The organism is Nocardia sp. NPDC059229 (assembly GCF_042754165.1).
In the GTDB taxonomy this organism is placed as follows: domain Bacteria; phylum Actinomycetota; class Actinomycetes; order Mycobacteriales; family Mycobacteriaceae; genus Nocardia.
Genome location: NZ_JBHZAK010000001.1, coordinates 31533 through 55772, shown reverse-complemented (window position 1 = coordinate 55772; position 24240 = coordinate 31533). Strand labels below are relative to the sequence as shown.

The 24240-nt window shown below is 67.8% G+C and carries 18 protein-coding genes; 9 read left to right on the top strand and 9 right to left on the bottom strand.

Annotation, left to right across the window (positions count from 1 at the left end; translation table 11 throughout):
* Nucleotides 1–124 precede the first annotated feature (124 nt).
* Together panB and ACFXHE_RS00225 are read right to left on the bottom strand one after the other, a co-directional pair.
* The gene (gene panB / locus ACFXHE_RS00230) at nucleotides 125–979 is read right to left on the bottom strand and encodes a 3-methyl-2-oxobutanoate hydroxymethyltransferase (protein ID WP_364615871.1); all 855 of its coding nucleotides are present in this window, start codon (nucleotides 977–979) and stop codon (nucleotides 125–127) included.
* Between the two features lie 186 nt (nucleotides 980–1165).
* Nucleotides 1166–2305, bottom strand: a complete 1140-nt coding sequence (locus ACFXHE_RS00225) for a S1C family serine protease (RefSeq protein WP_379378330.1) — start codon at nucleotides 2303–2305, stop codon at nucleotides 1166–1168.
* Nucleotides 2306–2599: 294 nt separating this feature from the next.
* Between ACFXHE_RS00225 and ACFXHE_RS00220 the strand changes: the two genes are divergently transcribed.
* The 3 genes from ACFXHE_RS00220 to ACFXHE_RS00210 all read left to right on the top strand — a co-directional run bounded on the left by ACFXHE_RS00220 (nucleotide 2600) and on the right by ACFXHE_RS00210 (nucleotide 8849).
* On the top strand, nucleotides 2600–4126 hold the full coding sequence (locus ACFXHE_RS00220; RefSeq protein ID WP_379378328.1) for an alpha/beta hydrolase: 1527 nt from the start codon (nucleotides 2600–2602) through the stop codon (nucleotides 4124–4126).
* Between the two features lie 73 nt (nucleotides 4127–4199).
* Entirely contained in the window at nucleotides 4200–5540 is a 1341-nt protein-coding gene (locus tag ACFXHE_RS00215) for a glutamine synthetase family protein (RefSeq protein ID WP_354838380.1), read from the top strand.
* Between the two features lie 294 nt (nucleotides 5541–5834).
* Nucleotides 5835–8849: a bifunctional [glutamine synthetase] adenylyltransferase/[glutamine synthetase]-adenylyl-L-tyrosine phosphorylase gene (locus tag ACFXHE_RS00210; protein ID WP_379378326.1), complete on the top strand. Its 3015-nt coding sequence runs from the start codon at nucleotides 5835–5837 to the stop codon at nucleotides 8847–8849.
* Nucleotides 8850–9061: 212 nt separating this feature from the next.
* On the opposite strand, the gene ACFXHE_RS00205 is transcribed toward ACFXHE_RS00210, so the two are convergent.
* Both ACFXHE_RS00205 and ACFXHE_RS00200 read right to left on the bottom strand, forming a co-directional pair.
* Complete coding sequence (locus ACFXHE_RS00205; RefSeq protein WP_379378324.1) at nucleotides 9062–10297, bottom strand: hypothetical protein; 1236 nt, start codon at nucleotides 10295–10297, stop codon at nucleotides 9062–9064.
* 777 nt (nucleotides 10298–11074) lie between these two features.
* Nucleotides 11075–11380 carry a hypothetical protein gene (locus ACFXHE_RS00200; protein ID WP_379378322.1) on the bottom strand — a complete coding sequence of 102 codons (306 nt, stop codon included), beginning with the start codon at nucleotides 11378–11380 and terminating at the stop codon, nucleotides 11075–11077.
* Between ACFXHE_RS00200 and ACFXHE_RS00195 the strand changes: the two genes are divergently transcribed.
* Both ACFXHE_RS00195 and ACFXHE_RS00190 read left to right on the top strand, forming a co-directional pair.
* Complete coding sequence (locus ACFXHE_RS00195) at nucleotides 11364–11714, top strand: hypothetical protein (protein WP_379378320.1); 351 nt, start codon at nucleotides 11364–11366, stop codon at nucleotides 11712–11714. The genes ACFXHE_RS00200 and ACFXHE_RS00195 overlap by 17 nt on opposite strands.
* Before the next feature lie 57 nt (nucleotides 11715–11771).
* Entirely contained in the window at nucleotides 11772–12509 is a 738-nt protein-coding gene (locus tag ACFXHE_RS00190) for a MarR family winged helix-turn-helix transcriptional regulator (protein WP_379378318.1), read from the top strand.
* Between the two features lie 56 nt (nucleotides 12510–12565).
* Here the strand turns inward: ACFXHE_RS00190 and ACFXHE_RS00185 are convergent, their stop codons facing one another.
* Nucleotides 12566–13387 (bottom strand): class I SAM-dependent methyltransferase, encoded by an 822-nt coding sequence (locus ACFXHE_RS00185; protein ID WP_379378316.1) that lies wholly within the window; start codon nucleotides 13385–13387, stop codon nucleotides 12566–12568.
* Between the two features lie 177 nt (nucleotides 13388–13564).
* On the opposite strand from ACFXHE_RS00185, the gene ACFXHE_RS00180 reads away from it, so the two are divergent.
* Complete coding sequence (locus ACFXHE_RS00180) at nucleotides 13565–15010, top strand: metallopeptidase (protein WP_379378314.1); 1446 nt, start codon at nucleotides 13565–13567, stop codon at nucleotides 15008–15010.
* Between the two features lie 60 nt (nucleotides 15011–15070).
* On the opposite strand, the gene ACFXHE_RS00175 is transcribed toward ACFXHE_RS00180, so the two are convergent.
* From ACFXHE_RS00175 to ACFXHE_RS00165, 3 genes are all read right to left on the bottom strand, one after another.
* Complete coding sequence (locus ACFXHE_RS00175; protein ID WP_379378312.1) at nucleotides 15071–15910, bottom strand: alpha/beta hydrolase; 840 nt, start codon at nucleotides 15908–15910, stop codon at nucleotides 15071–15073.
* A gap of 155 nt (nucleotides 15911–16065) precedes the next feature.
* Nucleotides 16066–17430 (bottom strand): M20/M25/M40 family metallo-hydrolase, encoded by a 1365-nt coding sequence (locus ACFXHE_RS00170; protein ID WP_379378310.1) that lies wholly within the window; start codon nucleotides 17428–17430, stop codon nucleotides 16066–16068.
* Nucleotides 17431–17434: 4 nt separating this feature from the next.
* Nucleotides 17435–19087, bottom strand: coding sequence for a CocE/NonD family hydrolase (locus tag ACFXHE_RS00165; protein WP_379378308.1), 1653 nt, complete (start codon nucleotides 19085–19087; stop codon nucleotides 17435–17437).
* 154 nt (nucleotides 19088–19241) lie between these two features.
* On the opposite strand from ACFXHE_RS00165, the gene ACFXHE_RS00160 reads away from it, so the two are divergent.
* The gene (locus ACFXHE_RS00160; protein WP_379378306.1) at nucleotides 19242–19799 is read left to right on the top strand and encodes a GyrI-like domain-containing protein; all 558 of its coding nucleotides are present in this window, start codon (nucleotides 19242–19244) and stop codon (nucleotides 19797–19799) included.
* 67 nt (nucleotides 19800–19866) lie between these two features.
* Here ACFXHE_RS00160 and ACFXHE_RS00155 read toward each other — a convergent pair whose 3' ends face one another.
* Nucleotides 19867–20778 (bottom strand): oxygenase MpaB family protein, encoded by a 912-nt coding sequence (locus ACFXHE_RS00155; RefSeq protein WP_379378304.1) that lies wholly within the window; start codon nucleotides 20776–20778, stop codon nucleotides 19867–19869.
* Between the two features lie 307 nt (nucleotides 20779–21085).
* On the opposite strand from ACFXHE_RS00155, the gene ACFXHE_RS00150 reads away from it, so the two are divergent.
* Both ACFXHE_RS00150 and ACFXHE_RS00145 read left to right on the top strand, forming a co-directional pair.
* Nucleotides 21086–22258: a TetR/AcrR family transcriptional regulator gene (locus tag ACFXHE_RS00150; protein WP_379378302.1), complete on the top strand. Its 1173-nt coding sequence runs from the start codon at nucleotides 21086–21088 to the stop codon at nucleotides 22256–22258.
* 146 nt (nucleotides 22259–22404) lie between these two features.
* Nucleotides 22405–24237 carry an acyl-CoA dehydrogenase gene (locus ACFXHE_RS00145; protein ID WP_379378300.1) on the top strand — a complete coding sequence of 611 codons (1833 nt, stop codon included), beginning with the start codon at nucleotides 22405–22407 and terminating at the stop codon, nucleotides 24235–24237.
* Nucleotides 24238–24240 lie beyond the last annotated feature (3 nt).

The following is a 24240-nucleotide window of genomic DNA, read 5'->3' as shown; positions in this document are numbered from 1 at the left end:
CACCAAAAGTTCGCAGTGGACCGAGATGATCGGCGGCGAATAGATTCCAATAGCCTATTGCTATGAAAGAAACGCCCCCGCGGTCCTCGCGGGGGCGTCCTCGATCACTGCGCGGCCGGGCGGCTCAGTAGCTGTGCTCCGGACCCGGGAACACGCCGCGCCGCACCTCGTCGGCGTAAGTGGCTGCGGCGGTACGCAATTGACCGCCCACATCCGCGAACTGCTTGACGAACTTGGCGGTCTTGCCGCCGGTGTAGCCGACCATGTCCTGCCAGACCAGCACCTGCGCATCGCATTCCGCGCCTGCGCCGATGCCGACGGTCGGAATGGTCAGCTTGCGGGTGACCTGCCCGGCCAGCTCGGCGGGCACCATCTCCATGACCACCGAGAAGGCCCCGGCCTCCTGCACCGCGATGGCGTCGGCGACGAGCTGCTCGGCCCCGTCGCCGCGACCCTGCACCCGGAACCCGCCGAGGGTGTTGACGCTCTGCGGGGTGAACCCGATGTGCGCCATCACCGGAATACCGGCGGCGGTCAGCTTGTGGATGGTGTCGGCCACCCGCTCGCCGCCCTCCAGCTTCACCGCGTGCGCGCCGCCCTCCTTCATGAAGCGGACGGCCGTGGCCAGGGCCTGCTCGGGGGAGGACTCGTAGCTGCCGAACGGCAGATCCGCCACCACCAGCGCGTGCGGCGCCCCGCGCACCACGCCGCGCACCAGCGGGATGAGCTCGTCGACGGTGATCGCGACCGTGGTGTCGTAGCCGTACACCACATTGGCGGCCGAATCGCCGACCAGCAGGACCGGAATCTCGGCCTCTTCGAAGAGCCGGGCGGTGGAGTAGTCGTATGCGGTGAGCATGGACCAGCGCTCACCGGCCTGCTTCATCTGCTGCAGGTGCTGCACCCGCGTCTTCCGCCGGGTGGGAGTCTTCGGCGCCGCAGACCCGTACACAGGGGTTTCCGCATCGGATACGGACATCATCGTCCCTTTCGTCGTTCCTCGAGGCCCATGACCGGGTCCCCGGGTTGTTCTGACGAATGTCAGTCTGCCATTCCGGCCGCTCCCGGCAGGGATGCAATTCCTCACACCGCGCGCAGATGAGAGACACCGTGCGCAGAGAAAGAGGCGAGGGATGCACCCCTCGCCTCTTCTCCCCGCAACTCGCTAGCCGATCGGGCCCTTGCCCAATTGGACCTGGGCCGACCGGGACTGGCCGGTCTGGTCGGTCCACTTCAAGGTGACGGTGTCGCCCGGGTGGTGCTGATCCATGGTCGAGGTGAGGGCGTTGGCCGAGGTGACCGCGTGGTCGTCGACGCCGGTGATGACGTCGCGGGCCTCGAGACCGAGCTGATCCGCCGGGCCGCCCTGGACTACGCCCCGGATCTCCGCGCCGCCGGAGACCGAGCTGACCGAGACGCCGATGAACGCGGTGTCACCGATGTGCACGCGGTCCGAGGCCTGGCCGGCCTCGATCTGCTTGGCCACCGACAGCGCCTTGTTGATCGGGATGGCGAAGCCCTCGCCGCCGCCGATGCTGAAACGGAAGCCCTTGGAGGCGGCGGTGTCCATGCCGATGACCTGTCCGGCCGCGTCCACCAGCGGGCCGCCCGAATCCCCGGGTTCGATATTGGCGGCGACCTGGATGAGCCCGGTCAGCTGCTCGGAGCTGCCGGTGGAGTCGTCGCTGGCGGTGATGGCCCGGTCCAGGGCGGTCACCGTGCCCGCCGCCGCGGTGGGCGTGCCGCGTCCACCCGCATTGCCGACGCCGGCCACCGTGTCGCCGACCGCCACCTTGTCCGAATCGCCGAGCGGCGCGGTCTGCAGACCGGACGCACCGGTCAGTTTGATGACCGCCATGTCCTCACTGCGGTCGAAGCCGACCACGGTGGCGTCGTAGGTCCGGCCATTGCCCAGATCGGTGACCGAGATCTTGGTCGCGCCCTCGACCACGTGGTTGTTGGTGAGCACATAGCCGTCCGAACCGATCACGATGCCGGTGCCCGCGCCCTCACCGTTCTGCAGCCCCAGCTCGGTGTTCACGTCCACGATGCCCGGCACCACGCCCTGCACGGCGGAGTCGAGATCGGCCGGGGGCGTGGTGAAGTCGATGGGCTGGCTCTGGGTGACGCCACCCGGCGAGTGTGCGATCGGATTCCCCGGCAGCGTCGACGGCCCGCAGGCCACCAGGCCCAGGGTGGCGGCCAGCGCCACTGCCGCGGCGGCCGCGGCCCGGATGGTGCGTGAACGCGATGAACCGGATCCGGCCGCGGCGGACCGATTCGGCGAATGTGGTTGCACGGTCATGGCATCCCTCATCAGTAGAGCCCCCAGGTCACCTCCCATTAAGCATGCCGTTTCTGAGAGCGGACTGGGGACTTACCGTGTGAACGCCCACGTACTCGGTGGTCTCGGCTCCGAACCTCTACCGTTGCCGAATCCGTGCCATGCGTCACGTTTCGCACAGCGGTGGCGAGCGCGATGTACACAGCGGTGACGGCCGCAATGCGAACAACGGTGGCGGCCGGAATGTAAACAGAGAGATATATGGACCGGACGAGGGGTGCGAGGGTGATTTCGGCGGGATGGCACGATCGTGGGATGGCGTTGATGCGAACCGGCCGGGTCGTGCTCCTGGTGACGGCGTTGGCGATGACCGCGGCTGCGTGCACCAGCGTGGTGGACGGCAAGCCCACCTCGAGCACACCGGTGGGGATGGATTCCTTCTACAACCAGACCCTGACCTGGGGCAGCTGTGCGGATTACAGCGAAGACGAGATGCCCAAGAACTCCGAGTGCACGCGGGTCACGGTGCCGGTCGACTACGCCAATCCCAACGGTGCGACCGCCAAGATCGCGATCTCGCGGGTCCGGGCCACCGGCAACAAGATCGGCTCGCTGCTGCTCAACCCCGGCGGTCCGGGCGTGACCGGACTGAACATGGTCACCCTCGGTGACAGCACCCAGCTGGCCGAACGGTTCGACCGGATCGGCTTCGATCCGCGTGGCATCGGCGCGTCGCAGCCCGCGATCAAGTGCATGACCGCGGCCGAGGACGACGCCCAGCGCGCCGAGCCCAACAAGGACAACTCGCCCGCGGGCATCGCGGCCGCGGAGACCGAGAACAAGGACTTCGCCGGCAAGTGCGTCGAACGCACCGGCAAGGACTTCCTGGCCCACGTCGGCACCCGGGAGGTCGTGCAGGACATGGACGTGATCCGGGCAGCGCTGGGTGATCAGAAGCTGACCTACCTGGGCTACTCCTACGGCACCCGCCTCGGTTACGCCTACGCCGAGAAGTTCCCCGACCACGTGCGCGCGCTGGTGCTCGACGGTGCGCTGGACCCCGAGCAGGACCCGGTCAAGGAGTCGGTGGCGCAGGCCGCCAGCTTCCAGAAGGCCTTCGACGCCTACGCCGTGGACTGCGCGGCCAAGGAGAAGACCAACTGCCCGCTCGGCGACGACCCGGGGCAGGCCACCAAGAAGTTCCGCTCGCTGGTGGATCCGCTGTGGGACAAGCCGGTTCCCACCCAGGACCCGCGCGGTCTGCACTACGGCGACGCCATCACCGGTGTGCAGCAGACCCTCTACTCCAACCGGCTGTGGCCCGCGCTCACCAAGGGCCTGCGTGAACTGGCCCAGGGCAGCGGCGACACGCTGCTCGCCCTCGCCGATATGTACGACGGCCGCCACGACGACGGCACCTACGACAACAGTTCCGACGCGTTCAATGCCATTCGCTGCGTCGACGACCCGGCCATTACCGACCGGTCCGTCGCGGCCAAGCAGGACGCCGACTACCGCCGCGTCGCACCCTTCCTCGACGACGGCCACGGCAGCAATGCCGCGCCGCTGGAGCTGTGCGCCATCTGGCCGGTCCCGAATACCAGCGCGCCGCACAAGCTTTCGATCCAGGGACTGCCGAAGACCGTGGTGATCTCCACGACCGAGGACCCGGCCACCCCGTACCAGGCCGGTGTCAACCTCGCGCAGCAGCTCGGCGCGTCGCTGATCACCTACAAGGGCACCCGACACACCGTGTCGCTCTCCGGAGTTCAGTGTGTCGACGACCCGGTGATTTCGTATCTCGTTGATCTGAAAGAGCCTGCGGCGGGCCTCACGTGTTGAGTGGGCACGACTCGCCGCGCCTCCTGACGTTCATGTAACACGGATTTAACTCCAGGACCCTACGCTCGCGGTCATGGACCGTCAGAAGGAATTCGTGCTCCGGACGCTCGAAGAACGGGATATCCGATTCGTGCGACTGTGGTTCACCGATGTCCTGGGATATCTCAAGTCTGTCGCGATCGCGCCCGCCGAGCTGGAGGGCGCTTTCGAGGAAGGCATCGGATTCGACGGTTCGGCCATCGAGGGGTTTGCCCGGGTCTCCGAGGCGGACATGGTGGCCAAGCCGGATCCGTCCACCTTCCAGGTGCTGCCGTGGTCCACGTCGAAGGGGCACCAGCACTCGGCGCGCATGTTCTGCGATATCGCCATGCCGGACGGTTCGCCGTCCTGGGCCGATCCCCGGCACGTGCTGCGCCGCCAGCTGAACAAGGCCGGTGACCTGGGCTTCAGCTGCTACGTGCACCCCGAGATCGAGTTCTTCCTGCTGAAGCCGGGCCCGCACGACGGCACGATGCCCGTCCCGGCCGACAATGGCGGCTTCTTCGACCAGGCCGTGCACGACGAGGCCCCGAACTTCCGCCGCCACGCCATCGACTCGCTGGAATCCATGGGCATCTCCGTGGAATTCAGCCACCACGAGGGCGCGCCGGGCCAGCAGGAGATCGACCTGCGCTACGCGGACGCGCTGTCCATGGCCGACAACGTCATGACCTTCCGCTATCTGATCAAGGAAGTGGCCATCGACGAGGGCGTGCGGGCCAGCTTCATGCCCAAGCCGTTCGCCGATCACCCGGGTTCGGCCATGCACACCCACATGTCGCTGTTCGAGGGTGAGCAGAACGCCTTCGCCGACCCGGACGACCCGGACAACCTGTCGGAGACCGCGCGCGCGTTCATCGCGGGCATTCTCGAGCACGCGCACGAGATCTCCGCGGTCACCAACCAGTGGGTGAACTCCTACAAGCGCCTGATCCACGGCGGCGAGGCGCCGACGGCCGCCTCCTGGGGCCGGTCGAATCGCTCTGCGCTGGTGCGGGTTCCGATGTACACGCCGAACAAGTCGGCCTCGCGCCGCGTCGAGATCCGCAGCCCTGACAGCGCCTGCAATCCGTACCTGGCCTTCGCGGTGCTGCTGGCCGCGGGCCTGCGCGGCATCGAGAAGGGCTACACGCTGCCGCCGGAGGCCGAGGACGACGTGTGGTCGCTGACCAGCGCCGAGCGTCGCGCCATGGGCTTCCGCGAACTGCCGGCGTCGCTGGACGAGGCGCTCAAGGCCATGGAGAAGTCCGAGCTGGTCGCCGAGACGCTGGGCGAGCACGTCTTCGACTTCTTCCTTCGCAACAAGCGCCGCGAGTGGGCGGGCTACCGTGCCCAGGTGACGCCGTACGAGCTGAAGGAATACCTGGGGCTGTGACATTTTGCCCTCCGCTTCGCTCCGGGCGGTTCGCGGCCAAGGCGCAGGTCTATGGAGCCGGAACCTCGGCCTTCCCTCCTCCGCTCCTCCGCTTCGCTCCCCCGCTCCAAGCGCGGGGAGGCGGAGCGCAGTCCAGGCCGAGGCGGGCCGCGAACTGTGGGTGGAGTGCTCTCGGGATTTTCGGGACCGGGGCGGGTGCATTCAGGAGTCGAACCGGCTGCGAGCGGGCAACGATGTCCCGTTTGAGAGGGATGGGCGGCACGTCCGATCAGCGTGACATGTAATTTGAAGGGCATGGTTCGGCCACCGACTGCTCGCTCCGCTGTACCCGGTGTCGGACGGCTCGGTCTGCTCGAGCCGTCGGCCGCCGACTCTCTGCGAGAGTTGGCGTGGGACAACGTGGACAGCGTGCCACTGCTGTGGGCGCTGTCGCGGTCCCCCGACGCCGATCTGGCGCTGCTGACGCTCATCCGGCTGCGCGAGCAACTCGGGAGCGACTGGGCCGCTTTGGATTACGAGCTGCGCCGGGACACCGCGCTGCGCGGGCGGCTGCTGGCCCTCATCGGCTCGTCGAGCGCCTTCGCCGATCACCTGGTGGCGGATCCGGCCTCCTGGCAGCTGCTGAAGCGGAAGACGCTGCCCGATCGCGCGGAGTTGCTCGCGGATCTGCTGGACGCCGTGCACGCCACCCCGGAGACCGGGGAGAACGCCGGGCCCATGATGCACCGGGCGGGCGTGGCCGGGCCGGAGGCGATCGCCTTGCTGCGCAAGCGGTATCGCGATCAGCTCATGCTGCTGGCCGCCATCGACCTGGCCGCCACCGTGGAGAACGAACCGGTGCTGCCGTACCAGCAGGTCGGCCGGCACCTCACCGATCTGGCCGACGCGGCGCTCACCGCGGCGCTGTCGGTGGCGATCGCGCGGGTGTGCCCCGACCGGGAGACGCCGGTCCGGCTGGCCGTGATCGCCATGGGCAAATGCGGTGCGCGGGAACTGAATTACGTCTCCGATGTGGACGTCATCTTCGTCGCCGAACCGGCCGATACCACCGCCACCCGGCTCGCCGCCGAGATGATGAGCGTGGGCAGCGCGGCCTTCTTCGAGATCGACGCGGCGCTGCGGCCGGAGGGCAAGGCCGGCGCGCTGGTGCGGACCCTGGACTCGCACATCGCCTACTACAAGCGCTGGGCGCGCACCTGGGAATTCCAGGCACTGCTCAAGATGCGGCCCGCCACTGGCGATCTCGCACTCGGCGCCGCCTACCGCGACGCGCTGATGCCCATGGTGTGGGCGGCCTCCGAGCGACCGGACTTCGTGGCGGATGTGCAGGCCATGCGGCGGCGCGTCGAGGACCTGGTACCCGCGGACCTGCGCGAACGCGAACTGAAACTGGGGCACGGCAGTCTGCGCGACGTCGAATTCGCTGTCCAGCTATTGCAATTGGTGCACGGCAAGGCCGACGAATCGCTGCACGTGCAGGGCACGGTGGAGGCGCTGACCGCACTGGCCGCGGGCGGCTATGTGGGCCGCGACGACGCCGCCAACCTGACCGCCTCCTACGAATTCCTGCGGCTGCTCGAACACCGCCTGCAGCTGCAGCGACTCAAGCGCACCCACACCCTGCCCGCCCCAGAGGACGAGGAGGGCATCCGCTGGCTGGCCCGCGCCGCGCACATGCGGCCCGACGGGCGGCAGGACGCGGTCGGGGTGCTCACCAGCGAGATCAAACGCAATGCGGTGCGGGTGCGGCGGCTGCACGCCAAACTGTTCTACCGGCCGCTGCTGGAATCGGTTGCGCGCCTGGACGCCGACAGTCTGCGACTCAGCCCCGAGGCGGCGGTGCGGCAGCTGGCCGCGCTGGGCTATGTGGCGCCGGAGAACGCGCTCGGGCATCTGAAGGCGCTGACCGGGGAGGTCGGGCGCAAGGGGCGGATCCAGGCGCTGCTGCTGCCGACCCTGCTCGAATGGCTCGGTGAGACACCGAATCCCGACGCGGGCCTGCTGGCCTACCGACGGGTGTCGGAGGGGCTCGACAACGAGATCTGGTTCCTGCGCGAACTCCGCGACGAGGGCGCCATCGCGCAGCGGCTGATGATCGTGCTCGGGTCCTCGGCGTACCTGCCGGATCTGCTGATCAATGCGCCCGAGACCATTCGCATGTACGCCGACGGGCCGGACGGGCCGCTGCTGCTGGCCACCAAGCCCTCGGATGTGGCGCGCGGAATCCTTTCCGGCGCACGGCGTTACGACGACCCGAGGCGGGCGGTGGCGACCGCGCGCTCGCTGCGCCGGCACGAGCTGGCCCGTGTGGCCTCGGCGGATGTGCTGGGCATGCTCGACGTCCCGCAGGTGTGCGAGGCGCTGTCCTCGGTGTGGATCGCCACCCTGGAGGCGGCGCTGCAGGCCGTGATCCGGGCCAGTGAGGCCGAACTCGGCAGGCCCGCGCCCGCCGCCTTCGCCGTCATCGGCATGGGCCGGCTGGGCGGGATGGAACTCGGCTACGGCTCCGACGCCGACGTGCTGTTCGTGTGCGATCCGCGGCCCGGCGAGGACGAGACCGTCGCCGTGAAATGGGCGATCAGCGTCGCCGAACAGGTGCAGCGACTGCTCGGCGCGCCGAGCACCGACCCGCCGCTCCAGGTCGATGCCGGGCTGCGGCCCGAAGGCCGCAACGGTGCGCTGGTCCGCACGCTCGCCGCCTACTCCGCCTATTACGCGCAGTGGGCGCAACCGTGGGAAGTGCAGGCCCTGCTGCGCGCCCACCAGGTCGCCGGCGACCGCGAACTCGGAATCCGCTTCCTGCGCACCATGGATCCCATCCGCTACCCCGAGGGCGGCATGTCCCCCGAGGGCGTCCGCGAGATCCGCCGCATCAAGGCCCGGGTCGACTCCGAACGCCTCCCGCGCGGGGCCAACCCCGCCACCCACACCAAACTGGGCCGCGGCGGCCTCGCCGATATCGAATGGACCGTCCAGCTCCTGCAGCTCCTGCACGCCCACGAGGTCCCCGAACTCCACAACACCTCCACCCTCGAATCCCTCGACGCCATCGAACGCGCGGAGCTGATCGACAGCGCCGACGCCGCCCTCCTCCGCGACGCCTGGCTCACCGCCACCAAGGCCCGCAACGCGCTCGTCCTGGTCCGCGGCAAACCCGCCGACCAACTCCCCGGCCCCGGCACCCTGCTCTCCGCCGTAGCTCGAGTTGCCGGCTGGCCCAACGACGACGGCAGCGAATTCCTCGACCACTACATGCGGGTCACCCGCCGCGCCAAAACGGTCGTGGAACGCGTCTTCGGCGGCGAGTAGGAGCCCGCCGGTAGAGCGAATCCTCCTCACGCCCTGCCTGTTTGCGACGTTGCAGCCAGTCGCCGTCAGTAGGCGCACATCGGTGAGATCCCTCTCGTCTGCCGGGGAACGGCGGTCGCGGTGGAGGACCTGTTCGAGGCCGCAGGCGTGCCGCGCGACGCAGCGGCGGAAACGCTCCATCGCTGGCTCGCGGCGCACGTTCGGCCGCGGGATCAGACTGGGTCGTCGATGTCGGGTTGCACGAGATCGTTTCGGGCTGCGGGGAATTCGGCACCGATTGTGGGTGGGACGTGGGGAAGGGGGTTGCCGAGGAGTTCGTCCTGGCGGTCGCGGATGAGCCAGGGTGGGGTGCGGTGGGATGAATCCGGGTCGGTGGTGGGGCGGCCGGCGGGGGCGAACATGCCCGAAGGTGCTGAGCCGGGTGGGGCGGAGAGGTTGGGGGAGTTGGGTTGTCTCGGCTGGGTGAGGGGTTCGGGGCTGGCCGGGCCGGGGAAGCTGCGACCCGGATCGGGGGTAGTGGGGGTGGGGGAGAGCGGGATGGTCTGGTGGCCGCCGGGGGTCGGGGTGAACGGCGAAGTGGGTGGGGTGGTGGTGGCGGGCTCGGTTTCGAGATCGGTCTGATGAGGGTCGGTCGAGGGCTGATCGCCGGGGGTTCGGCGGTCGGGACTCCGGGATGCCGGATCTTGCGCATCGGCTTCTGTCCCGGAGCCCGGAAGGTGTTGGGAATCGCCCGGATCGGCTGCGGCGGCCGTGGTGGCGGGAGGCTGAGGTCCGGGATCGTCACCGCCACCAGGGCCGCTCCAGGTATTCGAGAGCGGGGTGGCGGGCCGGCCTGTGTCCGGGGCGGAATCGGGTGTGCCGCCGAGGTTTTCGGATGCGGTGTCGCCGGGAGCTCTGAGTGCGAAGAAGGCGGGGACAGCTGTGCCGGCGGGTGGGTAGATCGGCACGTAGTTGGCATCCAGGGCGGCCAGTGCGAGGTGGTACTGCTCGTCTTTGATGTCGGCGGCGGCGTCGGATACGGGTGGTGGCACGGTTTTCCGGACGGCTTCGGCGCCGTAGGCGGCGGCGATCACGCGGTGGCCGGTGCTGTGCGCGATTTCGGCGACATCGGTGGCGTCGCGGACGAATTGGCGGGCGGCGGTCTCGGCGGCGTCGGCGAGATGGCCGGACATGGCGTCGGCGAGGGTGGTCTGGACGGTGGCGTGCAGGGTGCTCAGGGCGCCGAACATGCTGTCGGCGATACTCACCCAGATCTGGGCGGCGGCGTGCATGTCGCCGGGGTTCATGGCCTGGACCCGGGAATGGATCTGCTCGTGCGTGAACCGGGGGAAGTGCTCCAGCTGCCGGATGTAATCCGGGTCGAGTCCGCGTATGGCGATGCGTGACTGCTCATGCTCGGCCCCCGATTGACTCAATCGGGCCCTGCGCCGCAAGGCTTCCGGTTCCATCGGCGTCCTCCCATCATCCGGTCTCCTCCACTTTGACGCCCGGGGCGGGGTGTCGGTTCCGCCGCGCGCGATTCGCCGATTCGGACGAGATCGGCCACACCAACCGAATTCTTTCGTCGCTCGCTCGGCCGTTTCGACTGCATGGCAGGTCGCGGGTATAGAAATGCCCGAAAAAGGATATTCGCCGGGCGAGACTACTTCACGATGTTGCCGAGTGAGCCGAGTAAGGTCGTTCGCCTGGCGTCGTCGGCAACTTCGGAGCCGAATAGGGGCACCAGGGGCTCGAGCGGTGCTCCGTCGCCGAGTGAACGCGCGGCAAAATACCTTTGCATACGCATAATGGTCTCTTGATGGGAGAAATCTCCGATCTCATATACAGCCACCTTCTGGTTGGGCGAGTTGGTGGGTGCAGTTTTCAAGAGACCGGTTTCTGTAATAAGGAATCCTGGGACTCGCTGACCGCATGTGATGGCGGTGCTGATTGACATCGGATGTAACACCAGGTCAGGGCTTGTATTTGATCGAATCCTCCGCGGACTCGTCCCGTGATCGGAACCCCGATGGGCGGCATGGTGCCGGTCGGGTGGTGTCGAAGTTTTAGTGGAATTAACTTTCCAGGCTGAATATTTAATAGCGGATAAGGATCTGCCGGAACCGCTCTCCGGCGAGCCATCGATGCCAAAACGTTATTTTAGATCTCGATCACAGCCGGATGAGAACAGGTTATATTTTAGATCCCTTACGGTTACGGCGCGACATCTCGCCCGTGCTGTTGCTTCACCTTTTGGAGATAGTTATGAGATCGACCGCATCCGTGCTGCTTCGTGCCGGAGTTGTTACGCCAGTGGCGCTGGCCACTGCCTTCTGTTTAGCCGCACCCGCAAATGCCGCCCCCGTGAGCGTGAACTGGAGTTGCCAGGGCACGATCTTCGGGATAGGCCAAACCTCGAACATGACCACATCGGTCGATGGTGCCGCGCCGGGTTCGGCGGCATCCGGCTCCGCGGTGGCCATTACCCTCACCCCCGGTGTATCCACGGTTCCCAGTTCGGCCTCGGGCTTCACGGTGACGAGCATCAGCAACCTGAAGATGATCTTCCCGACTCCGGCGAATTCGACGCTGGTCTCGGCCACCGCTTCCGGTGGGAGCGTGGCCGGCACCGTCACCACCTCGGGTGGGAATGTCGTTCTCACCGTGCCGGGTCCGATCGCCGGAGGCTCGAGCTTCACGCCGCCGGCGGTGACCATCAATGTGACGGCCGGGACTCCCGGAACGCCGATCACCAGCAAGTATGCGGGGACCAGTTATGCCAATCCCGGTATGACCATGACGACCAACGTGCAATGGGTCGGCGGTGTCGCGACCGCGTGCTACCCGAATCCATCCCCGACCCTCACCACCACGGCTGTCAGCTGACCGGAGGGTAGGCGGAGCAGCGTGACGCGCAGTATCCGCGCCGGTCGAATGTGGTGAATGTGCCTGGACTGGGCTGTTACCAGCAGCCCAGTCCAGGTTCCGTCCGATCGGATCGGACACTCGCCGCCCCGGATCGTATTCGCGCGCTTCGGCTTTCGTGCGGCGACAGCCACTCTGGCCGGGGTGTGCAATACCGACTATCGTATCGGCTTCGGTGTCGTCGTGCAGTACATGTCCGGCACGACCTCGGTGAATTTGGTTGAGAGGTTTCGTGTTTCCAGTGTTCGAGGGTGGGAGCCTGTGCGTCCGATGTCAATCGAACCCGCTCGGATCGCAGTAGAGCTCAGAAAGGCCCTGGAGTTCTATCACGGAACCATCGAGGATCTGGCCCGCGAATCGATCAGATTGCTGGGCGTGAACGAGACCGATCGACGTGCGCTGGAAATCGTCCTCGGGGAAGGGAAGTCCACGACACCTGGAATGCTCGCCGAACGGCTGGGCCTCACTGCCGCAGGTGTCACGGTCATGCTCAACCGGCTGGAGAAGCAGGGCTATATCGCCCGCTCGCTGGACCCCACCGATCGTCGCCGTGTGATCGTGGTTGCCACAGATCTCGCCGCCCGTCGCGTGCAGGAACTCATCTCACCATTGGTCGACGAGGGCTACCAGCTGATGCTGAGCTGGTTCGATCCCGCGGAACTGGAGATGATCGCGGGCTTCCTCACCCGGGCGGGCGAACTGCAACGAACCCACCGGCAACAGCTACGCAACATGGACCCCTACCCGCGGCGCTGAGGGTTTCCGGGATCGTATCCGGGGCGGAACCGGATGCGCACGAACATTTTTCGATATCAGAGTTTGCGCGCCTGGAGGGTGAAGCTGAGGGGCAGCCGTTCGGGGTGTTCGGCGAGCCGCCATTCGGAGTCTTCGCCGTACACCATGCGACCGGGTAGCGCCTCCCATGGCACGCTGTGGTGCTCGACCAGCTGGGTGAGGGTCAGGTCGGCCTGCAGGACGGCCTCCACGATCTCGCCGAGGCCGTGATTCCACTCGTGGGTGGTGCTGTGCGCGACCGCCAGATCGGTGTCCACATAGGTGGTTCCGTCCTCGAACACCATGGGCTCCGGCGTCTCGAAGTACGGGTAGCCGAGGGTGAGCGCGTCGGTGCGGGCCTCGTCCACGGCCATCCGGACCGGGTGGTCGTCGCGGATGAACAGCCGCCCGCCCGGCCGCAGCAGCCCGGCCACCGTCTCGGCCCACCGGCGGATGTCGGGCAGCCAGCACAGCGCCCCGATGCCGGTGTACACGAGATCGAATCGTGCTGCGCCGAGCACGGTTACGGCGTCGTACACGTCGGCCTCGACGAAATCGATTGGCGTGGAACTTGATTCGGCGAGCTTGCGAGCCTCGGCCAGCGAGGCGGGGGAGAAGTCGAGGCCGGTCATGGTGGCGCCCAGCCGCGCGAGGGAGAGTGTGTCGGTGCCGATGTGGCATTGCAGGTGCACCGCGTCCAGACCGCGGATGTCGCCGAGGCGCGGCAGGTCGAAGCGGACCACGTGGCTCAGGAACGACGGATCGGTCCGGAATTTGTCGAGGGCGTACTCGCCGGAACCGGCGTGCAGCGGAGCACGATCGTCCCAGTTGGCCCGGTTCAGGCGGCGGTAGTCGCTCATGATGCTCGACTGTGCCATGAATGCGGCGGCCGTCTCAGCTGATTTTCCGGATGCGTGTCGCGAGCGGCGCGCCGTGACCGGGCCGATGATTCCCACCGGCCGTTGCGAGACCGGGGACTTGGTGCGATATGTCGGTGGATACTCGGAGCAGGTCCCGAGTGGTAAGCGGGAGGCGAGATGGGGACGTCGCGGGTGCGGCTGGGGCTGGCCGTCGTGCTCTTGGTGGCGGGGGTGGTCCTCAGCGGTTGTTCGGCCGTCAAAGGACCGGCCGCACAGAATGTTTCGGCTCCGGCCACGACCAATCCGTGGGAGCTGACCGGGCAGACTTCGGCGAGCGGGCCCAGCGGTCCCCGGGCCGGGGTGCCGGACGCGGATCTGCGGGCCGAGAACGGGGACGGCGGGGCCATCGACAAGCTGGCCCTGAACGCCATCTCCGATATCGCCGACTACTGGAAAGGGCAGTACGCCAAGACCTTTCCGGGCACCTTCACCCCGGTGACCCGATTCATCTCCTGGGATTCCACCGCGCCCCGCGCCAGGGCCGTCGATTTCTGCCGCAGCAGCACCTATCAGGAGGTCAATGCCGCCTACTGCAGCGTCGACCAGACCATCGGCTGGGACCGCGGCACCCTGCTGCCCGAACTCGTGAAGAAGTTCGGGCAGCTGGCGGTGGTCATGGTGCTGGCCCACGAATACGGGCACTCCGTCCAGGCGCAGGCCAAACTGAACGGCTTCTTCACCTCGAGCGTGGTGCGCGAACAGCAGGCCGACTGCTTCGCGGGGGTGTTCCTGCGCTCGGTGGCGGAAGGGAATTCGCGGCACTTCACCCTCAACACCACCAACGGGCTGAACGGCGTGCTGGCCGCGGTCATCTCCTTCCGGGACCGGGAACCCGGCGCGTCGCAGGACGAGCACGGGACCGCGTTCGAACGGGTCACCGCCGTGCAGATGGGCTACACCGACGGCGCGACCGCGTGCAAGGGCATCACCCGCAGCGAGCTTCAGAAACGGCGCGGCACCCTGCCCACCAGTTTCCAGCCCGGGGACAAGGCCAAGCAGCTGCCGGTGGACCAGCCCGACCTGACGCTGGTGGCGCAGTCGCTGGCCCGCACCTACCCGATCCAGCCGGAACCCGCCTACGACTACACGGGAGTCACCCGCACCTGCCCGAACGTGACCGCGACCCAACCGGTTTCGTACTGTCCGAGCACCAATGTCATCGGCACCGACGTGCCTGCCCTGGCGAAACGGGCGGTCGCCGGTGACAACGGCGATCTGTTCTCCGCCATGGTGGGCGGCGACTACAACGCCTTCGTCGTCTTCGTCTCCCGCTACATGCTCGCCGTGCAGCAGGCCCGGAAGCTGAGCATCACCGGGGCCGACACCGCGGGTCTGCGCGCCGCCTGCTTCTCGGGCGCGTACAGCACCCAGCTCAGCCGGCCCGGCAGCGACTTGCAGCTCTCCGCAACCGATCTCGACGCGGCGATCTCCGGACTGCTGCTCGACGGGCTGGCCGCCGCCGACGTCAACGGCGCTGTGGTCCCCAGCGGCTTCGTGCGGCTCGAGGCATTCCGGACCGGGGTGCTGGACGGCGAGGACGCCTGCCTGAAGCCTTACCGGTAGCGGACCAACGGCCGGAATCCGGAGTGGCGCAGTGGATTCCGGCCGGTTACAGCCGCCGGCTCAGTTCTGCGGCAGGTGCGCCTCGAGCCAGTTCACCAGGTCGGTGAGCACCTTGTCCTGTTCGGGCTCGTTGTAGATCTCGTGGTAGAGCCCGTCGTAGCGGATGACCGTCTTGTCCTTCGACGCCGCGCTCCGCTCCAGCAGGTCGCTGCCGGTGGGCGAGGCGAGGCCGTCGGAGGTGCCGTGCTGGACCAGCAGCGGGGCGGTCAGGCGGTCCAGGTGGGACTTGACGTACTCGCCCGCGCGCAGCATCTCACCGGCGGTGCGGGCCGGGACGCCGCCGTGGTGCACCAGCGGATCCTCGTCATAGGCGCGCACCACATCGGGGTCGCGGCTCACCAGCTTCGAATCCAGCTTCACCACCGGCAGATTCGGCAGGTACTTCGACACCAGCGGCGCGGCCAGGCGCTGCACCGCGTTGCCCGCCTCGATATCGATGGCCGGGGCCGACAGCACGATGCCGGTGACCTCCGGCTGGTCGCGGGTGGCCAGGTAGGCGGTGGTGAGGCCGCCCATGCTGTGGCCGATGAGGAAGCTCGGCAGTCCGGGATGCCGTCCGGTGGCGGTGGCGAGCATGGTGCGCACATTGTCGGCCGCGGTATCCAGCGAGACGACATTCGCCCGCGGACCTTCCGATCTGCCGTGTCCGGTGTGGTCGAGCGCGTAGACCGCGAACCCGGACTCGGTGAGCCGCTGCGCGACATGCGCGTACCGGCCGGAGTGCTCGGCGTACCCGTGCACGATCTCGGCGACGGCGCGGGGTTCGCCGTCGGGCAGCCACGCCTGCCAGAACACGCGGCCCTCCGCTCCTTGGAATTCACCGGTTTCCGTGCGGGTCATTCGCCGCTCCCTTCAGGTCGTCACGCTGCCGGAGGGTGCGCCCGCCCAACACGGTGCGCCCGAAATGTCGAGTACCGGCGGAGTCATTCTCGCGCATCCGGCGCGTCGTGGGGCCGGACGGGCGAATCCGCGCGGTGGGAGCGGCGGTTGCCGGGTCAGCCGACCAGGCGGTCGAGCAGAAGCCGGTTGAATCGGATCAATCGGGCGTAATCGGCACGGGAGATGCGTTCGTCCGTGCCGTGGATGCGTTCCAGATCGGTAGCGGTCAGGATGATCGGCGCGAAATTACAGCGGGTGGCCGCGAGATCGTCGTAGTAGCGGGAGTCGGTGGCGCCCGGGACGACGCCGACCGTGACGGCGATGCCCGGCGCCACCTCGCGCGCGACGGCGGCGACGAGATCGAAGTCCGGGCCCGCCGACGGGTCGGCCGAGGGCTCGGAGGTGGTGCCCTCGAGTTCGATGGATACGCCCTTGTCCCGCACCACCTTCCGGCAGTGGGCCAGCACATCGGCCACCGAATCGCCCGGCAGGATGCGGAAGTTCACGAACGCCTCGGCCCGCTGCGGCAGCACATTGGGCTTCACGCCGCCGCTGATCATGGTCGGCGCGGTGGTGGTGCGCACCAGCGCCTCGGTCTGCGGACGGGCCGCCAGCACCCGCGCCGCGATGGCCCCGGCCACGTGCACCAGCCCGAGCAGCGTCCGGCGCGGTTCGGACATGAATTCCCGTACCCGCGTGAGCATGTCGACGGCGACCGGCGTCAACCGCAAGGGGAACGGATGATCCTGAATCCGCGCCACCGCCCGCGCCAGCCGCCCCACCGCGGTCTGCCGTCCCGGCATGGACGAATGCCCGCCCACATCGGTCACCGACAGCCGCACCGTCGCGAACCCCTTCTCGCCCACCATGATCGTGGCCACCGGCACGTCGATCCCGTCGGCCACGCCCGTGGTGATCACGCCGCCCTCGTCGACCAGCAACCGGGCCCGGACACCGGCGTCACGCAACCGCTGCGCCATCCGTCCCGCGCCCTCGGCGCCGAAGATCTCCTCGTCGTGCCCGAACGCGAGATAGACAGTTTCCCTGGGGCGTACACCTGCACCCAGCGCCCGCTCGACCGCCTCCAGAATCGCCAGCACCCGGCTCTTGTCATCGATAGCCCCACGCCCCCAGATGAATTCGTCATCCACCACGCCGTCGAACGGCGGATGCGTCCACGCCGCCAGATCGTCCACCGGCACGACATCCATATGCGCCAGCAGAATCGCCGCCACAGTCTCATCCGGCCCGTCGGCGGCCGCCCAGCGGTACAGGCGGCTGTGGCCGAACGTTTCCCAGGTGAGGTGGGTGTGGACCAGTGGGAAGGACTGTTCGAGGTGGGCGATGAACCGGTCGAATTCGGCGGGGTCGATGCGATCGCGGTCCTCGTAGGAGACGGTTCGGCAGCGTAGCGCCGCGGCCAGCCGCTCGGCGGTGGCATCGTCGACGGTGCGGGCGTCGGTCGGCGCGGTGCTGGTCATGGGCCTAGCCGCCGGCCCTGGGTGGGAAGTTCACGGTCACACTGGCATTGTTCACCACATCCGGGGCCAGCGAGACCGACTTCTCGTTCCGCCACTTCGGAATGGCCTCGCTCATGTCGCCGGGCAGATCAGGGGTGCGGATCGCGGCGAGCAGTGGCAGGTGGATCTGGGCCGTGGTGACGGTGACCGGTGCGAAGGCCGGCGGATGCGCCCACACGTCGTCGACCACGTCGGTGATGCGGATGCCGATCCGGTGACCGGCGGCAATGGGCCAGTCCTGGGCGAGCAGCCGGACCTGGGCGGTCGGGGTGACCGGGGCGATGCCGCGGGTGATGACGGTCGCCCGGTTGCCCGGGTCGATGTCGTAGACCTCGACGGTCACGGCCGCCGCGGCGGGCCCGTCCAGGCCGAGGGTGGCCGTCGCCTGACCGGACAGGTGCTGGTCCTGGTCGAGCGGCTGGGTCACGGTCCAGATCTCGCGGTCCGCACCCGGGATCAGGCCGCGGTCGTTGTAGCGTCCGGTGCGCAGATCGATGTCCATGGCGCGGCTGTTGGCGGGCGGCCACGCGGTCTCCGAACGCCAGCGGCCGTCGAACTGGCCGACGGTGATCCGGGGTCCGGGCACCGTCACGTCCTTGCCCGCAACGTGCCGGTCGAAGAATGCCAGCAGCTCGGTGGCGAAGTCGGGCGAACCGCATTTCTCGGTGCAGTCGCGGTGGCCCCACTGCCCGAACCAGGCCCTGTGCTCGCCCGGGCCGAGCGCGTTCCACAGCGGGAAGACCCGGTCGGGGCGGGTGTTGTAGTCGACGAAGCCCTGGCTGAGGAACAGCGGAATGGTGTTGCCCCGCACCTTCTCCACCAGATCCCGGTCCCGCCAGAATGCGGAATTCGCGTCGTGGTTGGTGGTTTCGGCGAGGTAGTGCTGATAGCAGGCCGGATCGATGCTCGAAGCATTCGCTTTGTACTCGACCGAATCGGTCGGATACGCGGGCGTGGAGGCGATCATCAGATGCTCGAAGCCCGCGAGATCGCCGGGCCGGAAGCCGTTCTCACTGATCGGCTTGAGCGAGAACTTCCAGGCGATGCCCTGCATGTAGAGGTAGGTGCTGGGATCCACGACCGGTTCGAAGGAGGCCACCGCCGCCAGGCCCGCAGGCTGCTCGGCCAGTCCCATGAGCCCGGTCCAGCCCTCGTAGGAGGTGCCGACCAGCCCGACCCGGCCGGTCGACCACGGCTGTGCCGCAGCCCATTCCACCGCGGTCTTCACATCCGACCGCTCGCCCGGCCCGCCGAAATCGGGACAGCCGTTCGAGCCGCCGAACCCGCGCAGATCCACGATCACGTAGGTGTATCCGGCCTGCAGGAACATCGACGCCGGCAGATCGGCGGTGGACGGCCCGCCCTTGATCCGCGGTTCGCTCAATCGCATGAGGTGCGCCCGGTACGGGCTGACGGTCATGATCACCGGTGTGCGCACATCGTCGGCGATTCCGACCGGTCGCAGCACGTCCGCGTGCAATCGCGTCCCGTCCGGTGCGGTGATGAACTCCTCGCGCCATTGATACTGCGCCTCGGCCCCCGCCCGCCCCGGCACCGCCACAACCCCCACCACCAGTAGCAGCACGCTGATCAACGCGCGCCACAACACCATCCGCATGCTCACCATAGTGACCTTGGTGCTTGGGGCGGCCGCGATCCAGCCCCAGGAACCGGGGTGCGCGGTCCGGTTCCCGGTCGGCACGCCACGCCGGGTTTGACCCTCCCGTCACGGGAGACCGCATTCTCGAATCGACCCCGAGGGAGGAGCACCCATGAAACTGGACCTGGCCAAGACCGACAGGCGCTACTACGACGCCCCCACCGACCCCGTCCTGCGCACCTTCCGGACCTGCAACTACGCGACGGTCAGCGGTGTCGGCGCACCCCTCGGCGACGCCTACACAGAGGCCGTCTCGACTCTGTACCGAGCGGCCTACGGCGCCAAGAAGATCGCCAAGGCCGAGGGCAACGACTTCGTGGTTCCCAAGCTGGAGGGCCTGTGGTGGGTCGAATCGGACCGCCCCGCCCTGGAGGTGCCGCGTGACGAATGGCACTGGACCATGATGATCCGCATGCCCGACCCGGTGACCCCGGACATGGTCTCCGGAGCCACTTTCGAACAGCTCACCGAGGGCGACGCCATCCAGGTCATGCACCGCGGCCCGTACGCCACCGAGCCCGAGACCCTCGCCCGCATGGAAGCCTTCATGGCCGAACACCACCTGACCATGAACGGCCGGCACCACGAGATCTACCTCTCGGACCCGCGCCGCACCCAGGACGCCGCCATGCGCACCCTGCTTCGCCATCCGGTCCGGCCGCTGTCCTGACGGAAGGGAGCTCTCACCGTGGCATCTCGCCCGGTTTCCTATGCTGAGAGCTCCCCGATCCCGGTGATTACACGGGACGGAGGTTGATCATCTTGCGGAGGCGGGCGCGGTCGCGTTCGAGGCGGCGGGCCTCGTAGGCGATGGGGAAGTAGCGGACGCGCTCGGGGAGGAGCGGGACGGTGCGGCCGATGGTCCAGCCCAGGACGCGCAGGGCACGTTCGTCTTTCGCGGTCCATTCCAGCCCGAGCTTGTCGCGGATGGCGTCGGGGGTGGTGCCTACGGTGAAGAAGTACTGGAGGCGGCCGACGGGTTTGGTCGCGACGCGCCACACCGGGTGCAGGGGTGTGGGAATCTGCTTGGGCGGGGCGATGTTCCGGATCACCTTCAGGTAGTCGTAGGCCACGTTCGTAGGTACCAGGTGGTTTTCGATCCGGTCCTCGAACCAGGGCAGCCAGTCGGCATAAGTGGGCGGAATCTCCTTGGGGGCCACCGAGAAGTTGCGCATGAGCTGCACGACCTCCTGGTAGTAGGACTCCTTCTGCGCCTCGGTCAGCTGATCGCTGGAGAAGTACTTGTTGCCCTCGGTGAAGGCGAAGATGGCGGTGTGGAGCACCCAGGCCCAAGGGCCGGACGACAGGGCGCGGTGTTTGACGCCCTGTGCGTCCGCGGAGTTCAAGGTGGCGTGCATCTTTCGCAGCCGGTCGGCTTCCGCGAGCCCCTCTTCGCCGCCGTAGATCCACATCATCACCGAGGCGATGCTGCGGGCCGCGCGGCCGAGTGCGTCGGTGCGGAACGTCGAGTGCTCGTCCACCACCGCGGCGATCGAGGGTTCCATGGTCTGCAGCAGGAATGCCGAGCCGGCCGTCAGTGAGAAGGTGACGAGTCCGGTGTCCTCCCACATCCGGCTGCCGGGTCCGAACGGGCGGCGTTCGGGGCGTGCACCTCGGGACTCGTGGTCGAGCGCGACGGCGGCGGTCATGGTGGATCTCCTTTGATCAACCGATCCTGCCGGCTGCACAGGGCGACAGGATGAGAGATTTACTAACGAATCTTCTCATCATGTCGCGAGCGTGGCAACCGCCACGCCGTGGTACCCTCGGTATCGGTACCGACGGTACTAGTACGGAGCCTTCCCATCATGAATGTCACGGCAACCACGGGCACCGTGCTGCCGCCAGAGCCGCGTCTGCCCGCCGCTCTCCGGACGGCCTGACCGGATGTCGGCACCGGCGCCCCGGCGGACGAGAACCGCTGCGACCAGGAAACGACCCTCGGCCCGGCGTTCCATGATCTTGAATGCCGCACTGGACGCCTTCGCGCACGGTGGCTATCACGGCACCTCCATGTCCGATATCGCGGCGGCCGTAGGCATTTCGGCACCGGCGCTGTACCGGCACTTCCGTGGTAAGCAGGAACTGCTCGGGCAGTGCCTGCTGGTCGGCCTCGACGAGACCCTGGCGCGCGTCGACGCCGCCCACCGGGCCGACCCGTCGGGGGCGGCCGTGCCCGCCGCCCTGGTCCGCGTCGCTCTCGAACTGCGTGAGCTGCCCAGGTTGTGGCAGTTGGAGTTCCGCAATCTCGCGCCCGGTGACCGGACCGCGGCGCTCGTCCGCGCTGCCCGCCTCACCGGATATCTCCGGCACTGGATTCGCGGTTGTCGTCCGGAACTGAATGTCGCCGATGTCGAGTTGCTGAGCTGGTGCGTGCTGTCGGTCGCGGTCAGCCCGTCCTATCACCGGACCGAGCTGCCTCTGCCGATCGCGGCTCAGGTGCTCGATTCCGTTGTCGCCGAGGTGATCCGGACGGAACTACCGGACCGTCCGGCGGGACGCTCGGCGGCGCGATCGGCGCGGCTCGACGGTGCGAATGCGGCACTGGATCGAGCGCTTCGGTCCGAGCGGATACTCGCCGAGGCGGCCAAATTGTTCAGCAGCCGCGGTTTCGCCGCCGTCGGCATCGAGGATATCGGCGCGGCGGTGGGGGTCTCGGGACCCGCGCTGTACTACCACTTCTCGAACAAGGCCGAGCTGCTCGATCGGATCGTGCGACGCCAGGACGAGTGGCTGCAGTTGACGCTGGTACGGGCGGTTGCGGAGACCCGCAGTGTCGAGGCGTCGATGCGCTCGCTGATGCGCAGCTTCGCACGATTCGGCGTCGACGAACCGGACCTGCTGGCCATTACGGTCAGCGAGACCCGCTACCTGCCCACCGACGCGGCGCAGCGCTACCGGCGCGTCCGCCTGGACGGCATTGCCCAGTGGGGGCGCATGTTGGAAGCCGTCCGGCCCGAGATCCCAGCGGCGGTGGCGCGGCTGCTGATCCGCGCGTCCATCACGGTCGTCATCGAAGCCGTCCGCAATCCGCGATTGCGGTGGCGCGACGATCTCGTCGACGTCCTGGTGGCGGTCGACGAGCGGATCGCGGCGGCCCCCGTCAGCGTCCGTGCGGCGGCCCGGTGAATTACACCACTTAGCGGCCATTCACTTATCCGATTCGAATTGCCTGCTACCAGTGCATGAATGGCGAGAATTGATGCCGGTTCCTTACTTATCGGTCATTAACAAGCCATTGTCAGCCCGTTCCGTTTCTCGAAAAGTGGTGACTCGTGAGCCATTACAAGAGCAACGTCCGCGACCTCGAATTCAACCTGTTCGAGGTGTTCGGGCTCGGGACCGTCCTGGACGCGGGCGTCTTCGGTGACCTCGACGCCGACACCGTGCGCACCATGCTGGCCGAAGCGGCCCGCCTCGCCGAGGGACCCGTGGCGGCGCCCTATGCCGAAACCGACCGCACGCCACCGGTTTTCGACGCGGCGGCACACGCGGTGCGGCTGCCCGAAGACTTCAAGCAGGCCGTCCGGGCCTGGTACGGCGCGGACTGGTGGCGGGTGGGCAAGGCCGAGGAGATCGGTGGCATGCCGGCGCCCGCGATGGTGTCCTGGGCCATCTCGGAATTCGTGCTCGGTGCGCAACCGGCCGCCTACATGTACCTGATCGGCCCGATGATGGCCAATGTCCTCCACGGCGTCGGCACCGAGCAGCAGCGCCACTGGGCGAAGTTGATGACGGAGCGGAACTGGGGCGGCACCATGGTGCTCACCGAGCCCGACGCGGGCTCCGACGTCGGTGCGGGCCGGACGAAAGCCGTTCGGCAGGAGGACGGTTCCTGGCGGCTCGAGGGCGTCAAACGCTTCATCACCGGCGCGGATTCGGACGATCTGTTCGAGAACATCGCGCACCTGGTACTGGCGCGGCCGGAGGGCGCCGGTCCGGGCACCAAGGGCCTGTCCCTGTTCTTCGTGCCGAAGTTCCACTTCGATCCGGAGACCGGTGAGCTCGGTGAGCGCAACGGCGTGTTCGTCACCAATGTCGAGCACAAGATGGGTCTCAAGGCCTCGGCCACCTGTGAGCTGACCCTCGGCGGGCACGGCGTTCCCGCGGTCGGCTGGCTGGTGGGCGAGGTGCACGACGGTATCGCGCAGATGTTCAAGGTGATCGAGGAAGCCCGGATGATGGTGGGCACCAAGGCGATCTCCACGCTGTCCACCGGCTACCTGAACGCGCTGGACTACGCGAAGCAGCGTGTGCAGGGCGCGGATCTGACCCGCCAGGCCGACAAGACGGCTCCGAAGGTGACGATCATCAACCACCCTGACGTGCGCCGATCCCTGCTGCTGCAGAAGGCCTACGCCGAAGGGCTGCGATCGATCTACCTCTACACGGCCGGGCATCAGAACGCTGTCGTGGCGCAACACATTTCGGGCGCGGACCCCGAACTGGCCGCAGCCGTCAACGACCTGCTGCTGCCGATCGTGAAGGGGGTGGGCTCCGAACGCGCCTACCAGTATCTGGCGGAATCGCTGCAGACCCTGGGCGGCTCGGGCTTCCTGCAGGACTATCCGATCGAACAGTACATTCGCGACGCGAAGATCGACTCGCTGTACGAGGGCACCACGGCGATCCAGGCGCAGGACTTCTTCTTCCGCAAGATCGCCCGCAATCACGGCGTCGCCCTGGGACACGTGCTCACCCAGGTGCGCCGGACCGCGGAAGCCGACGGTCCGGAGCAGCTGAAGCTCGCCAAGGATCAGCTGTCGGTCGCGCTGGAACGGGTCCAGGACATGGCGGGGATCCTGACCGGCTATCTGCTGGCCGCCGGCGAACAGCCGGACGAGCTGTACAAGGTCGGTCTGGGCTCGGTCCGCTTCCTGCTGGCCGTCGGCGACCTCCTCATCGGGTGGCGCCTGCTCGCCGGCGCCGAAACCGCCCTCACCGCACTCGATTCGGACCCGGCCGAGACCGATCGCCGCTACTACAAGGGCAAGGTGGCCACCGCGACATTCTTCGCCCAGCAGGTGCTGCCCGGACTGGACGCCGACCTCGAGGTCCTCGCCGCGCTCGACAGCGAGATCATGACCCTCGAAGAATCGGCGTTCTGACCC

Excerpts from the sequence above, each read along its gene's own strand:
- panB (WP_364615871.1), bottom strand. The coding sequence starts at position 979 with ATGTCCGTATCCGATGCGGAAACCCCTGTGTACGGGTCTGCGGCGCCG.
- ACFXHE_RS00225 (WP_379378330.1), bottom strand. The coding sequence starts at position 2,305 with ATGACCGTGCAACCACATTCGCCGAATCGGTCCGCCGCGGCCGGATCC.
- ACFXHE_RS00220 (WP_379378328.1), top strand. The coding sequence starts at position 2,600 with ATGGCGTTGATGCGAACCGGCCGGGTCGTGCTCCTGGTGACGGCGTTG.
- ACFXHE_RS00215 (WP_354838380.1), top strand. The coding sequence starts at position 4,200 with ATGGACCGTCAGAAGGAATTCGTGCTCCGGACGCTCGAAGAACGGGAT.
- ACFXHE_RS00210 (WP_379378326.1), top strand. The coding sequence starts at position 5,835 with ATGGTTCGGCCACCGACTGCTCGCTCCGCTGTACCCGGTGTCGGACGG.
- ACFXHE_RS00205 (WP_379378324.1), bottom strand. The coding sequence starts at position 10,297 with ATGGAACCGGAAGCCTTGCGGCGCAGGGCCCGATTGAGTCAATCGGGG.
- ACFXHE_RS00190 (WP_379378318.1), top strand. The coding sequence starts at position 11,772 with ATGTGCCTGGACTGGGCTGTTACCAGCAGCCCAGTCCAGGTTCCGTCC.
- ACFXHE_RS00185 (WP_379378316.1), bottom strand. The coding sequence starts at position 13,387 with ATGAGCGACTACCGCCGCCTGAACCGGGCCAACTGGGACGATCGTGCT.
- ACFXHE_RS00180 (WP_379378314.1), top strand. The coding sequence starts at position 13,565 with ATGGGGACGTCGCGGGTGCGGCTGGGGCTGGCCGTCGTGCTCTTGGTG.
- ACFXHE_RS00175 (WP_379378312.1), bottom strand. The coding sequence starts at position 15,910 with ATGACCCGCACGGAAACCGGTGAATTCCAAGGAGCGGAGGGCCGCGTG.
- ACFXHE_RS00170 (WP_379378310.1), bottom strand. The coding sequence starts at position 17,430 with ATGACCAGCACCGCGCCGACCGACGCCCGCACCGTCGACGATGCCACC.
- ACFXHE_RS00165 (WP_379378308.1), bottom strand. The coding sequence starts at position 19,087 with ATGCGGATGGTGTTGTGGCGCGCGTTGATCAGCGTGCTGCTACTGGTG.
- ACFXHE_RS00160 (WP_379378306.1), top strand. The coding sequence starts at position 19,242 with ATGAAACTGGACCTGGCCAAGACCGACAGGCGCTACTACGACGCCCCC.
- ACFXHE_RS00155 (WP_379378304.1), bottom strand. The coding sequence starts at position 20,778 with ATGACCGCCGCCGTCGCGCTCGACCACGAGTCCCGAGGTGCACGCCCC.
- ACFXHE_RS00150 (WP_379378302.1), top strand. The coding sequence starts at position 21,086 with ATGATCTTGAATGCCGCACTGGACGCCTTCGCGCACGGTGGCTATCAC.